Source organism: Pokkaliibacter sp. MBI-7, assembly GCF_029846635.1.
GTDB lineage: Bacteria > Pseudomonadota > Gammaproteobacteria > Pseudomonadales > Balneatricaceae > Pokkaliibacter.
In genome coordinates this window covers 3,607,501-3,622,256 of the sequence record NZ_JARVTG010000001.1, presented here as the reverse complement: position 1 = coordinate 3,622,256, position 14,756 = coordinate 3,607,501, and the positions used below count along the sequence as shown (strand labels likewise).

At 56.3% G+C, this 14,756-nt stretch carries 10 protein-coding genes and 2 rRNA genes (1 of these 12 running past the window's edge); 5 read left to right on the top strand and 7 right to left on the bottom strand.

Annotated features, from left to right (window positions below):
- Positions 1-50: 50 nt before the first annotated feature.
- The 3 genes from QCD60_RS16040 to QCD60_RS16030 are packed head-to-tail and all read right to left on the bottom strand — an operon-like array spanning position 51 to position 2,577.
- Positions 51-875, bottom strand: a complete 825-nt coding sequence (locus QCD60_RS16040; RefSeq protein WP_279786996.1) for an alpha/beta hydrolase — start codon at positions 873-875, stop codon at positions 51-53.
- Between the two features lie 46 nt (positions 876-921).
- The gene (locus tag QCD60_RS16035; RefSeq protein WP_279786994.1) at positions 922-1,959 is read right to left on the bottom strand and encodes an alpha/beta hydrolase; all 1,038 of its coding nucleotides are present in this window, start codon (positions 1,957-1,959) and stop codon (positions 922-924) included.
- Positions 1,960-1,980: 21 nt separating this feature from the next.
- Positions 1,981-2,577, bottom strand: a complete 597-nt coding sequence (locus QCD60_RS16030; protein ID WP_279786992.1) for a flavodoxin family protein — start codon at positions 2,575-2,577, stop codon at positions 1,981-1,983.
- Between the two features lie 334 nt (positions 2,578-2,911).
- Between QCD60_RS16030 and QCD60_RS16025 the strand changes: the two genes are divergently transcribed.
- Positions 2,912-5,758, top strand: a complete 2,847-nt coding sequence (locus QCD60_RS16025; RefSeq protein ID WP_279786990.1) for a winged helix-turn-helix domain-containing protein — start codon at positions 2,912-2,914, stop codon at positions 5,756-5,758.
- A 57-nt stretch (positions 5,759-5,815) separates the two neighbouring features.
- Here QCD60_RS16025 and QCD60_RS16020 read toward each other — a convergent pair whose 3' ends face one another.
- Both QCD60_RS16020 and QCD60_RS16015 read right to left on the bottom strand, forming a co-directional pair.
- The gene (locus QCD60_RS16020; RefSeq protein ID WP_279786987.1) at positions 5,816-7,339 is read right to left on the bottom strand and encodes a winged helix-turn-helix domain-containing protein; all 1,524 of its coding nucleotides are present in this window, start codon (positions 7,337-7,339) and stop codon (positions 5,816-5,818) included.
- A 284-nt stretch (positions 7,340-7,623) separates the two neighbouring features.
- A complete protein-coding gene (locus tag QCD60_RS16015) occupies positions 7,624-8,583 on the bottom strand; it encodes a GlxA family transcriptional regulator (protein WP_279786985.1) in 960 nt (319 codons plus the stop codon).
- 450 nt (positions 8,584-9,033) lie between these two features.
- Here QCD60_RS16015 and QCD60_RS16010 point away from each other — a divergent pair, with 450 nt between their 5' ends.
- The 4 genes from QCD60_RS16010 (at position 9,034) to QCD60_RS15995 (ending at position 13,353) form a co-directional block, all read left to right on the top strand.
- The gene (locus QCD60_RS16010) at positions 9,034-9,960 is read left to right on the top strand and encodes a TIM barrel protein (protein ID WP_279786983.1); all 927 of its coding nucleotides are present in this window, start codon (positions 9,034-9,036) and stop codon (positions 9,958-9,960) included.
- A gap of 111 nt (positions 9,961-10,071) precedes the next feature.
- Positions 10,072-11,244, top strand: a complete 1,173-nt coding sequence (locus tag QCD60_RS16005; protein WP_279786981.1) for a Gfo/Idh/MocA family oxidoreductase — start codon at positions 10,072-10,074, stop codon at positions 11,242-11,244.
- A 112-nt stretch (positions 11,245-11,356) separates the two neighbouring features.
- On the top strand, positions 11,357-12,382 hold the full coding sequence (locus tag QCD60_RS16000) for a LacI family DNA-binding transcriptional regulator (protein WP_279786979.1): 1,026 nt from the start codon (positions 11,357-11,359) through the stop codon (positions 12,380-12,382).
- A gap of 74 nt (positions 12,383-12,456) precedes the next feature.
- Positions 12,457-13,353 (top strand): sugar phosphate isomerase/epimerase, encoded by an 897-nt coding sequence (locus QCD60_RS15995; RefSeq protein WP_279786977.1) that lies wholly within the window; start codon positions 12,457-12,459, stop codon positions 13,351-13,353.
- Between the two features lie 151 nt (positions 13,354-13,504).
- Here the strand turns inward: QCD60_RS15995 and rrf are convergent.
- Both rrf and QCD60_RS15985 read right to left on the bottom strand, forming a co-directional pair.
- Positions 13,505-13,620 (bottom strand): 5S ribosomal RNA (gene rrf / locus QCD60_RS15990).
- A 178-nt stretch (positions 13,621-13,798) separates the two neighbouring features.
- Positions 13,799-14,756: ribosomal RNA gene (locus QCD60_RS15985) — 23S ribosomal RNA — on the bottom strand; it runs 1,920 nt beyond the window's last position.

Genomic DNA, 14,756 nt, shown 5'->3' with positions numbered 1-14,756 from the left:
CGCAGTGACTGTCGCACCAGCACTCCCGGCCGGTTGCAACGGCTGCCTGCTCAGCCCTGAATAAAGGCCAGCAGGTCAGTATTGAGCTGATCCTTATGGGTATCGGTCAGGCCGTGCGGTGCACCGGGGTAAACCTTGAGTACGGCATCCCTGATCAGTCTGGCGGCAGCCTGCGCCGAGGTGCCAATAGGCACCACCTGATCGGCGTCGCCATGAATAATCAGGGTGGGGATATCGAATTTCTGCAGGTCTTCGGTGAAGTCCGTTTCCGAGAAGGCGGCAATGCAGTCGTAGGTATTCTTGTGCCCGGACATCATGCCCTGCATCCAGAAGGTATCGATCAGCCCCGCTGATGGCGTTGCACCGTCAAGGTTGAAACCGAAGAACGGGCCGCTGGCCAGATCCTTGTATAGCTGGGCACGGTTGGCCAGTGATGCGGCACGGATGCCGTCAAATACGGCCATCGGCAGCCCGTCAGGATTACTCGCTGTCTGCAGCATCTGCGGCGGCACCGAGGCAATCAGCCCGGCTTTGGCCACCCGTTTGCTGCCGTGACGTCCGATATAGCGAGCCACTTCACCACCTCCGGTAGAAAAGCCAAACAGCACCGCATTGTGCAGATCCAGCACTTCCATCAGCTCGGCCAGATCATCGGCATAGTGGTCCATATCGTTGCCCTGCCAGGGCTGAGAGGAACGTCCATGACCACGACGATCATGGGCAATAACCCGGTAACCGTGAGAGGCCAGGAACAGCATCTGCGCTTCCCAGCTGTCTGCATTGAGCGGCCAGCCGTGGCTGAACACGACGGGCTGACCGCTGCCCCAGTCCTTGTAATAGATGTCGACGCCATCGCGGGTGGTGAAGGTAGCCATGGAGGTTCTCCTGTCTGCGGTTGTGTGGATCAGCCAGAGCGCTGACTTATTGCAGGTGCTTCTTCAGCTCGGTGCCGGCCTGCAGCATGGCAGACTGGGTAGAAGGCAGTGCTGCCAGTGGGTTAAGCAGGCCAAAGTCATGAATCATGCCGTTGTAGCGGGTCGCGGTGACCGCCACGCCGGCCTGATCCAGCTTGTGCGCATAGGCTTCCCCTTCATCACGCAGCACGTCGTCAGCGGCGGTAATCACCAGTGCCGGCGGCAGGCCTTTGAGCTCAGCCAGACTGGCGCGCAGCGGCGAGGCGGTAATCTGCGCGCGCTGTTTTTTGTCGGTGGTGTAGTTGTCCCAGAACCACTTCATCATCGGTTTGGTCAGGAAGTAGCCCTGAGCAAACGCCTTGTAAGAGGGGGTATCCATCCCGGCATCGGTGACGGGCCATAACAGGGCCTGAAAGCGGATGGCCGGAGCCCCCTTGTCCTTCGCCATCAGGCTCACTACCGCAGCCATGTTGCCGCCGACACTGTTGCCGGCAACAGCCAGCCGCGAGCCATCCACCCCCAGCTCAGCACCGTGCGCCGCCACCCAGACGGTAGCCGCATAAGCCTGATTGATGGCCGTGGGATACTGTGCCTCAGGTGAGGGGGTGTAATTGACGTACACCGCCACAGCACCTGAATTGACCACCAGATCACGGATCAGACGGGCATGGGTGGGATAGTCACCCAGTACCCAGCCACCACCGTGGAAGAACATGAACACCGGCAGCGTCCCGGCCACGCCTTCAGGGCGTACGATGGTCAAACCGACAGACTTACCGTTGACCTCGATGGATTTTTCCTCAGTCGTAATGCCTGACATATCCACCGCCACAGACTTCTGCGCGCCGGTCAGTACCGCCCGTGCCTCGATAGGGGTCAGCTGTTCGATGGGCTTGCCACCGCCTTTGGCCAGGGCATTGAGAAAGGCCTGGGTCTGGTGTTCAACCGCTGGCTTGTCAGCAGCCAGCGCAGGGGGGATGGCTGTCAGCCCGGCAGACAGGGCCAGCGCAGCCCCCAGCAGACGCGGAGTCAGGTTCAGGTTCATGTTCGGTGCTCTCCTTTCAGGTCAGCCCGACTGGGATGACAGGTGGGTTTGAATAGGGCTCATCTGTGCAGCCAGCGTGGCCACCCGTTCACCGAGATGCATCGCTGTACGGCGGTCCGCTTCAGGCGGCGCGGTATCGCTGCCTTCATCCAGATTGGACTGCGCCATGGCCCCCAGTGACCCACCGAGACGATTGAGATCCTGTGCCGTCGCTACACGGGTGTTGTTACCGGGCAGCAGGTCCAGACCCACCCAGATCATCGAGTGCTGGGCAGCGAAGGTGACCATCTGCACCAGGGTGTTGAATTTGTCGCCACACTGATTACCGGAATTGGTAAAGCCAGCAGCCAGCTTGTTGCGCCAGGGCTTAGCCAGATAGAAGGCCGAGGTGGCCTCCATAAAGTGTTTGAACTGGGCCGACACACAGCCCATGTAGGTCGGAGAGCCAAAGATGATGGCATCGGCACCGTGCATCTGCTGCCAGTGCAGGGCTACCTGCTCCACCGAAAGCAGCAGCGCGGTACTGTCGGGCCGGGTTTCCACCCCGCGGGCTACCGCTTCTGCCAGTACCCGGGTATGGCCATAGCCACTGTGATACACCACCACTACCTTGCTCATGCCGGCTCTCCTGAACCCTGGCCTGTGTCGTGCATCTATCTTTGGCTGGCAGCGGTGGATGTGCGAGTTAATGGTTGTTAATCGTCGTTGGCGGTCTATTGTTAATCCTCGTTAACAACTGCTTAACACCTGAGGAATTACGGCCGGAAGGGACATGCTGTGTTGCATTGACGGGTGGGGCTGCGGAAGATAGTTGAACAATCCTTAACGGATAGCCGTGGATGCAGACAGATAGCAGAACGTATGACGCTGTACCGGCGCGACCTTCCGACATAGCGGTTTGTCTGAAGATGCCTTGCCAGGAGCCACTCCCCGGCCAATCGAGGAACCTGTGATGAACTCATGCCATTCCCCCCTTCCGCCGCCGACTGCCGTGACAGAGCCTTATCCACGGCAGGAACAGGCGGTGTGCTTTGGCGCCTACCGTATTTATCCACAGCAGCGTCTGGTCTTTGATGGCGAACGGCCACTCACTCTCGGCAAACGGGCGCTGGATATTCTGCTGGTGCTGCTGCAACACGCTGGTGAAGTCGTCAGTAAAAAGCAGCTGCTGGCAACGGTATGGCCCGACAGCAGCGTTGAGGAGATCAGCCTGCGTGTGCATATCGCCGCACTGCGTAAGGCACTGGGTGATGGCCAGCGGGGCCAGCGCTATATCGTCACCGTGCCGCAGCGTGGTTACTGTCTGGCGGTAAACATTATCAGTGAGACACCCTCTGGTACGGCGCTGCGGCGTGAGCAGGAACACAACCTGCCGCCCCGCCTGACCCGTATGCTGGGCCGCGATGATGTGCTGCACCGGCTGCTGACCCTGACACCGCAGCAGCGTCTGGTCAGTGTGGTCGGCATCGGCGGCATCGGTAAAACCACCGTGGCACTGCGCACAGCGGAGCTGCTGCTTGGCCAGTTTGCACAGGGTATTCGGCTGCTGGATCTGGCGCCGCTGCGCGACGAGTCGGCCATCAGCATGGTACTGAGCAAGGTACTGGAGCTGCCCGCTACACACGGCGACCCGTTGCCGCAGCTCTACCAACACCTGCAGAACCGCCACATGCTGCTGGTCGTCGATAACTGTGAGCACCTGATTGATGACATCGCCGCACTGGCCGACAGCCTGCTGCGCCATGCACCGCACCTGCACCTGCTCTGCACCAGCCGTGAACCACTGAATATCGAAGGGGAGCAAGTGATTCGCCTCAATGCGCTGGCTTACCCCACCACACAGATGGCCGAACCGCACACTGTCCTGAATTTTCCTGCTATTCAGCTGTTTGTGGAGCGTGCGCAGGGCTGTGCCGGCCACTTTGCGCCGGATGCTCAGGAACTGGCGCTGGTAGTTCAGATTTGTCAGCGGCTGGACGGCATTCCACTGGCCATCGAACTGGCTGCCGCTCACCTCAGCAGCATAGGCCTGCGTGATCTGCTGTTTCAGTTGCAGAACAGCTTCCGTTTGCTGACACAGGGCCGCCGTACTGCCCTACCCCGTCATCAGACGTTGCGGGCCACACTGGACTGGAGCTACGAGCTGTTGTGCGAGCAGGCGCAGCAGAGCCTGCGCCGGCTGAGCATTTTCGAGGGACGCTTTACCCTGGAGTCGGCCATCGCGGTGGCTCCCTGGGGTCCACTGTCAGCCAGTCAGTTGTTGCCGGCCATAGCCGAACTGGTGAACAAGTCATTGCTGAACGTCGACAACAGCCACCTGACACTTCGTTACTACCTGCTGGCTACCACACGCTGCTATGCACGCGGTCAGCTGCAGCAGGTGCAGGAGGATGATCTGGCGGCCCTGCACCACGCCAACTTTTGTCTGCTGCAGATGAAGCGTGCCAGAAAGCAATGGGAGCAGCAGTCCGACCCGGGCTGGCGGCAACAGTGTGAGGCGCAGCTGAACGAACTGCGTGCAGCGATGAACTGGGCCCTGGACAGGCCTCTGCATCATGCCCTGGCTATCAGCCTGATCCTCGAGTCTTCGCCGTTGTGGCAGGAGCTGTCTTTGCTGCAGGAATACAGCCGCTATCTGCAACAGGCGTTGAGTTGTGAAACCGCCGCACGCTCCGCCGAGCTCACCATGCAACTGCAACTGTTGCTCGGCAGTGCCTGGTTTCACTGCCGTGGAGATACCCTGGAAACCTGGGCGGCCTTCACCGCCGCCCACCATCTGGCTGAGCAGTGCCAGCATCGGATGGGACAACTGCAAGCCATTTCCGGACAGATGACGATCAATCTCAGCCGCAGCGATTATCGTGCCGGGCTGCAGCAAGGCCAGCAGTTCGAGAAACTGAACTGGCAACGCGAGCCCGTGGTGTGGATTACCAGCAGGCGCCTGCAGGCGCTGGCGCTGCACTATGCCGGACAGCAGCGGCAGGCCCGCCAGCTGCTGGACAGCATTGGCAGTCAGCTACCTGATCAGCATGCCCCCTGCTATGTCACCCACAATCTGGGGGTCCAGTACGATCTGCATGTTGCCACCCTGACGCTACAGGCACGTATTCTCTGGCTGCAGGGGTTAACCGAGCAGGCCTGTCAGGTCGCGACACTGGCGCTGGAGCGTGCCACCCGGATCGATCATGCCACGTCCATTTGCTACACCCTGTGCATGGCAGGTTTTGTGATCGCCTTTCACAACGGCAAGCATCCGCTGGCCATTCAGCGGCTTACCCTGCTGGCCCAGCTGACTCACCGGCACACCGTGGTGTTCTTCCAGAACTGGGTACCCTATTACCAGCGCCTGTATCTGCCGCTAGTGGACAGCCATGGTCCTTATCCGCAACCGCCTCAGCCACCGGCCACCATGATTGGCGAATTCATCGCCACGCTGCGAGCCAGCTTCGCCAGTCCGGCGCTACTGGAGCGCGCAGAGCGTGGTCTGACCGGCTGGGCCACAGCAGAGTTACTGAGAGTGAAGGCGGATCATCTGCTGTCGCAACCTGCGGCAGATGCCGACACAGCTGAACAGGTGCTGACGAGGGCATTACAGATTGCGCGCGAGCAAGGAGCACTGATCTGGGAACTGCGCAGCGCGACCAGCCTGGCAGAGCTCTGGCACAGCCAGGGACGTCAGGCTGACGCATACGAACTGCTGGCGCCGGTCTACGGCAAGTTCAGCGAAGGTTTTGCCACTCCGGATATGCTGCGCGTCGGGGCACTGTTGCAGCAATGGCAACCGCTTACCTCCCACTAAACGCCAGACGGGGAGACGGGAACAGTCGGACTGAGCGGGTCTGACGGCCGGTGAATATCAGATCAGCAGTGCACTCTGCCAGTGTGAGGGCTCCTTACTTACTGCTTCTTTTCTGAAGGACTGGCAACACACCTCTGCATAACGCCGCTGCATGGCAGCAAGTTCCCCCGTTTGCTGCAGCAGCTCAAGAGCAAATGCCCGGGTCGCATGCAGCAACCGATAACGGGCGATTCCCCCCAGCGCATCCACCTGCACCATCGATTTGGCCACCAGCCCGGTCAGGGCTTCGACAATACAGGCATCACTGAGCTGCCTGCTGCCCAGTACCTTCAGGGCCACATTGAGGGTAAACACCGTGCGCAACACGCCCAGACGCTTGAAGCATACACGCTCCAGCTCCGTCAGGTTGTCATAGCCAGAGCGTACCACGGCCTGCAGTGACTGATGACGGCCGCTGGCGGCACGACGCTCCAGCCGCAAAAACGCAAAATGCTCATCCAACAGCTGACACAGCCCCTGTACTCCATAGGCTTCACTGTGAAATGCCGCCAGCTCCAGAGCCAGAGGCATCCCATCCAGCCGGCGACAGATGTCACACAGCAGCGGCGCGTTGGCCGCGCTAAGGGTAAAGTCCTGCTGCCGTGCCTGGATGCGCTTGAGCAACAGACGCACAGAGGGAAATGACAGCAGGCGCTCAGGCTGCTGATCCTTTGCCAGTGACGGATAAGGCAGTGGCTGTAAAACCTGCACATACTCACCTTCAATACGCAGGGCTTCGCAGCTGGTCACCAGAATAGAAAGCTGAGACACACTTTTCAGCAGAGACTCAGCCATATCTGCACAGGTATTCAGCTGGCTATCACAGTTATCAAAAATCAGTAACCGTGGCTGCTGGCGTTCGGCGTGAGGATGACCACTGATCTCCAGCCCCAGCTGACGGCTGAGCAAGGTCGCCACGGCGACCGGATCCTGACCTGCAGAAAAATCGATCATGCAGATCTGCTGCTGATAGACCCCCCGTACCCGCTCCGCCACCTGTAATGCTGTGCAGCTTTTACCAACGCCACCGGGCCCTGTCAGAGTCACCAGACGATGCGAAAGCAACCGCTGCACCAGCTCTTCCACCAGCTCATCACGGCCCTCGATAGCCGCGGCACTGACTGGGAGAGAATAGCTGTGTGTGGCTGTCGGCGCGGCAATAAGCGTCTGCTCAGGATCCGTACCAGACGGGTGTCCGGCAGCTTCAGCCTGCCGGACACCGGCGGCAACAAAACTATAACCACGCTGAGGAACAGTGATGATGTAACGACGCCCATCCTCGCCATCGTGCAGTGCACGGCGCAGTGCCGCGATATGTACCCGCAGGTTGATATCTTCCACGATGGAGTGGGGCCACACGTAGGCGATCAGCTGTTCTTTGCTGACCACTTTGCCAGCGTTTTCCAGCAGCAACTGCAGAATATCCAGCGCACGGCTCCCCAGTCGCACTGGCTGCCCCTGCTCTGTCACCAGACGGCGCTGAATATGGAAGGTAAAAGCATCAAAGCAAAACGTCTGTTCACTCTGATCGGCTCGCGGCATAGTCATCTGCATTATTCACACTGAAGCCAGACGAATTCATCGGTCCTGATGAATCAGCCGGAAGCAGCGACTGCTACGCTGTGCGGTAGAGGCGATATCCTCTCTCACAGGGCTACGCAGCAATGCATCAGTCCGGATGGCTCAGCACTCTCCCTGGCAATGAGTAGTCCTTTATCATCGCTGTCTGAGTTTTTCCTGCAATGCAGATAATGGGACAGAAACAGCCAAATCGAGGATGGATTCAGCCACCCCCCGGCATTGCCTGATAACAGCGCAGTGCAAGGCTAGATGTCGAAGCCAAACCGCTCACGATACTGCGATGGCGTTAATCCCAGACGCTCCGTAAACAACAGCCGCATATGCCGGTCACTACCAAAACCACTGTGATAGGCCACGGTCTTCATTGGCAGCTCGGTTGTTTCCAGCATTTTCCGGGCGTGATCAATACGCGCCCCCAGCACAAACTCCATGGGCGTACAGCGGCTTTCTTTAACAAACTGCCGGGCAAAGCTACGGGCACTCATTGCTGCCAGAGACGCCATCCGCTCGACCGTAAACGACTCGTCGATATGCGCCAGTACATAGGACTGAACACGCGATACTGGCGTATCCTCCCTCGCCACCGTAGACAGCATCGGCCCAAACTGGCCCTGCCCTCCCTGCCGTTTCATCGCCACCAGAATAACCTTAGCAACCGTCAGTGCCAGCTGACGGCCATGATCAGCTTCAACAACCGACAGGGCCAGATCAATACCTGCGGTCACCCCTCCGGACGTCAGCAGGTAACGATCCTGAAGGTAGATATGATTGGTTTCGACCTGTGCTGCAGGAAACAGCCGGGACAGGCGTTCGGTGTAATTCCAGTGCGTAGTAACACGGTGACCATCCAGCAGACCTGCATGCCCCAGCAGAAAGGCCCCCGTACAAATGGAACCATAATGCTGCGACTGACTGGCACTGTCCTGCAGCCACGGTAACAGACAGGTGGGGATGTCGTTGTAGGCACCAGGTCCACCGGGCACCAGCAGGAGATCGTAAGCCTGGGGAGCACTATCAATACTCTCATCGGCAAGCACACGCAGACCGTTGGAGGCCCGCACGGCGGTACTCTCAGCACCGACGGTAGTAATGCGGTAGGCATGCTCCGGTGCCAGATAGCGGTTGGCAATAGCAAAGACATCCATCGGGCCAGCCACATCCAGCAGCAGAACATCAGGGAAGACAACAATGGCGACAGATTTCATCTACAGCAATCCTACCCGGTGATAAGGGGATCAAGGTACTTCCGGCGTCCTGTGCAAATGTCAGCACAATGTCAATAACCTTAGCGTGACGGGCCTTTTTGCAAAGCGCGCCCCCGACGGCAGCCTGGCGGTCCATTATAACGTTCACAGATATAAGGCCTCCGGGAGGAACAACTCGACAACACATGATAGTTCTATCACGCAATGCTCCAGCCACGAAGATAATACATGATATGAAATGATAGCTGACAATTGTACGCACTGCAGAAACTCGTACACTCAGCAAACACAATACAAATAACAATCTCAATAGAATTCTTCTTAAAAAGTATGACTCTTTTTTAAATAACGGTCATATCTGAACAACTGCAATTAATTAAAACATCACTGAAAAATACAACGAATCGCTATTAGCTCACGCTCAGCTGATAAAACAGGGTGTAAATTATCATGAGTATCAAAATTGCCAGCGCACCTTGCTGCTGGGGTGTCGACGATCCTAAAAACCCTTTTCTACCTCACTGGAAGAAGGTGCTTCATGAAGCATCCACTGCCGGCTATAAAGGTATTGAACTCGGCCCCTATGGTTATATTCCACTGGATATAGACACTGTTTCCCGTGAGCTGCAGAGTCTGAATCTGAATATTATTGCGGGAACGATCTTCGACGATCTGGTTGAACCTTCCAACCTGACAAACTTGCTGCAACAGGCTGAGAACATCTGCCAGTTCATTACCCGGCTGCCGATGCCTGCAGCAGAAAAGAGCCAAAAGTTTCCTCTTCCTTATCTGGTGATCATCGATTGGGGACATCCTGAGCGTGATATCAAGGCAGGGCATAGCGATACGGCACCACGTCTGTCCGAACAACACTGGCAGCAGATGATGACACATATCCGCGCTATTGCCTCCGTAGCAAATAAATACGGTGTCAGGTCCGTCATTCATCCTCATGCGGGTGGGTATATAGAATTTGCTGATGAAATAGAAAAGCTGGTTACTGATATTAGCTACGATATTGCCGGTCTTTGCCTGGATACTGGTCATCTTTATTACTCAGGGATGGACCCGGAAACCTGGCTGCGCAAATACTCCGATAATATTGACTATATCCATTTCAAGGATATCGACTCCTCTCTCTACCAGCAGATAATGCAGGAAGAAATAAAATTCTTCGATGCCTGTGCACGGGGGGTAATGTGCCCTATCGGTAAAGGTGCCATTGACTACACAGCTCTCAAAGCCTGTCTGGAAGACATCGACTATCACGGTTTTATCACCATTGAGCAGGAAAGAGATCCGTGCAACAGCGATACCAGCCTGCGTGACGTGACTGAAAGCCGCCTCTATTTAGCTCAGGTGGGATTCAACCACTAAGTCTCCTCTCTTGCTCTTGCCCGTCCCGAAGGCAGAACAGATCGTGAAACATGATGCGCATGACTTATCAACGCGCGACTGCACAGCCAGATGCTGGCCAAGGATAACAACATGATCAACGGTGAAAAACGCACTGCACATCCGATCCGCTGGGCCATGGTAGGAGGGGGCCAGGGCAGTCAGATTGGCTATATTCACCGCTCCGCCGCCATGCGTGATAACACCTTCCAGCTGGTTGCAGGAGCATTTGATATTAACCCGGCACGCGGCAGAGAGTTTGGTACCAGTCTGGGGCTTGATCCACAACGCTGCTATGACAGCTATCAGGAGATGTTTGCCGCGGAAGCACCGCGCCCTGATGGTATACAAGCAGTATCCGTCGCCACTCCCAATGGCACTCACTTCGCTATTTGCAAAGCCGCACTGATAGCAGGGCTGCATGTCGTTTGCGAAAAGCCTCTTTGTTTTAGCGTTGCCGAAGCAGAAGAACTCAGAGAACTGGCCTTGAGCCGAAACAGGATTGTAGGTGTCACCTATGGCTATGCCGGCCATCAGCTTATTGAGCAGGCACGAGCCATGATTGCCGCTGGTGAGCTGGGAGATATTCGCATCGTTAATATGCAGTTTGCTCACGGATTCCACAGTGAGGCCGTAGAAGAGGCCAATCCCGCTACCAGATGGCGGGTTGACCCGAAGTTTGCAGGCCCGAGCTACGTACTGGGCGATGTGGGTACCCACCCTCTTTATCTTTCCGAAGTGATGCTGCCGGAACTGAAAATAGAGAGCCTGATGTGCACCCGGCAGAGCTTTGTCAAAAGCCGTGCTCCTCTGGAAGATAACGCGTACACCCTGATGCGTTACAGCAGCGGCGCCATGGGGTTTGTCTGGTCATCCGCTGTCAATGCAGGGTCCATGCACGGGCAAAAAATCCGTGTCATAGGCTCCAAAGCCAGTATTGAGTGGTGGGATGAACACCCTAATCAGCTGTCGTTTGAAATACAGGGGAAACCGGCACAGATTCTGGAACGTGGCATGTCCTATCTGCATCCCGATGCGCTACTGGATGATCGTATCGGCGGTGGCCATCCTGAAGGCCTCTTTGAAGCCTGGTCCAATCTTTACTACCGCTTCGCTCTGGCCATGGATGCCTCAGACAGAAAGGATCAGGAATACCTGTCGACACTACGCTACCCCGATATCCATGCAGGTGTAGAAGGGGTTCGCTGGGTAGCAAACTGCGTCCGTTCTGCCGATGCCGGAGGCGTGTGGGTCGATTATCAGTAAGTCGTCTGCCCGGGGGAGGCTGGCTGGTTTTTCTGTGATAAAACCATCAGACGTTATCTTTCATCGCACATGACAGGAAGAATAACTCCTCCCCATTACCGGAGTATGGACAATGCACAAATCACCCACTACGACCGATCTGGCTAAAGCTGCAGGCGTGGGCATTGCAACCGTAGATCGCGTTATCAACAAGCGGGCTCCTGTCAATGAGGAAACGGTTCAGCGAGTTCTGGAGGCGGCTGAACGTATTGGCTTTCCCCGTACAGGGCTAATTCGCAAACGAGCCAAGGACTCCGCAGCGGGATGCCGCCTGGCGGTCATTTTGCAGAAACGCAGTACACGCTTCTATGTAGACTGCGCATCTGCTCTCAATGAAGCAATGAAAAGCAATGGTCATGAATATGACAGCCTGGAGATTATCTTTCTCGAAGAGCTGGTGCCGCAGATGATCATTGATCAGATGCGCCGTCTTGCTGAGCGCTGTGATGTACTGGCCGTAGTGGCTGCCGACCATCCACTGATTAATCAGGCGATCGATCAGCTCGCCCTCCATGGAACCCCCGTCATTGCATTGATATCAGACCTGTCTGCGGCCAATCGGGCAGGATACATCGGACTGGATAATCGCAAAGTAGGACGAACGGCGGCCTGGATGATGTCACGACTCAGTCGTCAGTCCGGCAAGATTGGCCTGATGATTGGCAGCCATCGCTATCAGAATCAGGAAGAGAATGAGATCAGCTTCCGTGCCTACATGCGTGAGTCAGCACCAGAGTTTCAGGTTCTCGAAACGATGATCAGCCTGGAGGATATCCCTCTGGCGTGCGCAACCACAGAAGAGCTGCTGGCTCAGCATCCCGATTTGGTAGGCCTGTATCTGGCGGGTGGCGGGATAGAGGGAGTGTTGCAGGCTCTGCGTGACCATCCGTCACGAAAGCTGGTGACAATATGCCACGATCTTACCGATCTGACCCGGGAAGCCTTGGCCCGGGGTGAAGTGGATGTAGTGCTGGCTCATCCATTAGAACAAATGGCCATACGGCTGCTTACTACTATGAAGGATACCGTTGTGCATAAGCGCCGCGGTCTTCTGCAATATACCCTGCCATTCCTCACCTACACGGCGACTAACGCCTGAAATATTCGCGCCCGGAAACATTCACGATGGCCGATGGTGCAGGTGCCTTTTCCTTCAACCAGAATGAGACGACAATGAAAATAGCCCTTGATCCATACATGCATCGCCATTTGTCATTACCGGAAATTTGCAGACTGACAAAAGAACTGGGATACGACTATATCGAGCTGTCACCACGTGCAGATTTTCTGCAGTGGTGGACACGTCCACGGGTGTATCCCGAACGTATCCAGACGTTCAAGCAGGCACTGAAGCAGCATAATGTGGGGCTGGCTTCACTTCAGCCCATGTATCGCTGGTCAAGCCCGTATCGTGACGAATGGGAGGTGGCCATCGATAACTGGAAACGCACCATCGAGATTGCCGTCGATATGGATGCACCACTGCTGGTTTCCGAATTTGGTCGTGGAGGTTCTCCAGAACGATCAGCAGCAGATCGCACGGGCAGCCATACTGCTGAAGCCTGTGAAAATGCATTCTGGCGTAGTATGGATGTCCTGGTCCCCCTGCTGGAGCGCGAAGGACTTACTCTCAGTATTGAACCTCATCCAGAAGACTGGCTGGAGCGTATCGACCCGGCGGTTGAGATCATCAAGACCATCAACTCCCCCGCGGTAAAGTGCTCCTATATCGCGCCCCATAGTTTTTATTATGCTGATGATCTCGCCGAGAGTATCCGTGCGACCCAGGGACTACTTGCGCACGCCCGTATTGCCGATACCTTTAACCACAAGGCCTCCTCTCAGCTACGCTATATTGTCAATCCTCCGGGCTCTACCGCACGGGTGCATCAGCACCTCAATATCGGGGAGGGCGAAATTGACTGGGACGTGTTTTTCAGAACACTGCATGAGTGCGGCTTTGACGGGGTGCTGTCCAGCTGTGTCTTTGCCTGGGAGGAGCAGGCAGAAGCCTCCAGCCGTTTCATGCGGCAAGCAATTCAGGGCTATGTGGATCGTTACTGGGGATAACGCAGCTGTCTGGGGGAGAGGAAGCGGCCGATACGATGCGCCTTTCCCCCACTCCCTCACCCATTTCGGGAAGCCGAGCAAGGCCAGCGCTTTTTTCGCCGCAAAAGCAAAACCCCTGACCGTTGCCGATCAGGGGTTGCTGTGTTTCAATGCCTGGCGATGACCTACTCTCACATGGGGAAACCCCACACTACCATCGGCGCTGACGCGTTTCACTTCTGAGTTCGGGATGGAATCAGGTGGTTCCACGTCGCTATGGTCGCCAGGCAATTCTGGCTGAGTCTCTCGGACTTACTTCCTCTGCTCGCTCACTCTTCGCTCGCTCACAGCCGCCGGTTTACTCAAATAAGGGTGGCTCTAATTTGATTATTCGCATCTTCATGCGCTTGCGACGATCACAAAATCTCTTCGTCTATCCAGTGCTTAACCAAGTCTCTTAGCTTATATGGCCAAGCCGCACGGGCAATTAGTATGGGTTAGCTCAATGCCTCACAGCACTTACACACCCCACCTATCAACCTTGTGGTCTTCAAGGGCCCTTCAGAGGATTCAAGATCCAGGGAGATCTCATCTTGAGGGGGGCTTCCCGCTTAGATGCTTTCAGCGGTTATCCCGTCCGAACATAGCTACCGGGCAATGCGATTGGCATCACAACCCGAACACCAGCGGTTCGTCCATTCCGGTCCTCTCGTACTAGGAACAGCTCCTCTCAAATCTCCAACGTCCACGGCAGATAGGGACCGAACTGTCTCACGACGTTCTAAACCCAGCTCGCGTACCACTTTAAATGGCGAACAGCCATACCCTTGGGACCGGCTTCAGCCCCAGGATGTGATGAGCCGACATCGAGGTGCCAAACACCGCCGTCGATGTGAACTCTTGGGCGGTATCAGCCTGTTATCCCCGGAGTACCTTTTATCCGTTGAGCGATGGCCCTTCCATTCAGAACCACCGGATCACTAGCACCTACTTTCGTACCTGCTCGACCTGTCCGTCTCGCAGTTAAGCACCCTTCTACGCTTGCACTCATTGGCTGATTTCCGACCAGCCTGAGGGTACCTTCGCGCTCCTCCGTTACTCTTTGGGAGGAGACCGCCCCAGTCAAACTGCCCACCACACACTGTCCTCGACCCGGATCACGGGCCTGAGTTAGAACCTCAATGGTGTCAGGGTGGTATTTCAAGGTTGGCTCCACAGAAACTGGCGTCTCTGCTTCTAAGCCTCCCACCTATCCTACACAAACAACATCAAAGTCCAGTGTGAAGCTACAGTAAAGGTTCACGGGGTCTTTCCGTCTAGCCGCGGATACGCTGCATCTTCACAGCGAGTTCAATTTCACTGAGTCTCGGGTGGAGACAGTGCCGCCATCATTACGCCATTCGTGCAGGTCGGAACTTACCCGA

Excerpts from the sequence above, each read along its gene's own strand:
- QCD60_RS16040 (WP_279786996.1), bottom strand. The coding sequence starts at position 875 with ATGGCTACCTTCACCACCCGCGATGGCGTCGACATCTATTACAAGGAC.
- QCD60_RS16035 (WP_279786994.1), bottom strand. The coding sequence starts at position 1,959 with ATGAACCTGAACCTGACTCCGCGTCTGCTGGGGGCTGCGCTGGCCCTG.
- QCD60_RS16030 (WP_279786992.1), bottom strand. The coding sequence starts at position 2,577 with ATGAGCAAGGTAGTGGTGGTGTATCACAGTGGCTATGGCCATACCCGG.
- QCD60_RS16025 (WP_279786990.1), top strand. The coding sequence starts at position 2,912 with ATGAACTCATGCCATTCCCCCCTTCCGCCGCCGACTGCCGTGACAGAG.
- QCD60_RS16020 (WP_279786987.1), bottom strand. The coding sequence starts at position 7,339 with ATGCCGCGAGCCGATCAGAGTGAACAGACGTTTTGCTTTGATGCTTTT.
- QCD60_RS16015 (WP_279786985.1), bottom strand. The coding sequence starts at position 8,583 with ATGAAATCTGTCGCCATTGTTGTCTTCCCTGATGTTCTGCTGCTGGAT.
- QCD60_RS16010 (WP_279786983.1), top strand. The coding sequence starts at position 9,034 with ATGAGTATCAAAATTGCCAGCGCACCTTGCTGCTGGGGTGTCGACGAT.
- QCD60_RS16005 (WP_279786981.1), top strand. The coding sequence starts at position 10,072 with ATGATCAACGGTGAAAAACGCACTGCACATCCGATCCGCTGGGCCATG.
- QCD60_RS16000 (WP_279786979.1), top strand. The coding sequence starts at position 11,357 with ATGCACAAATCACCCACTACGACCGATCTGGCTAAAGCTGCAGGCGTG.
- QCD60_RS15995 (WP_279786977.1), top strand. The coding sequence starts at position 12,457 with ATGAAAATAGCCCTTGATCCATACATGCATCGCCATTTGTCATTACCG.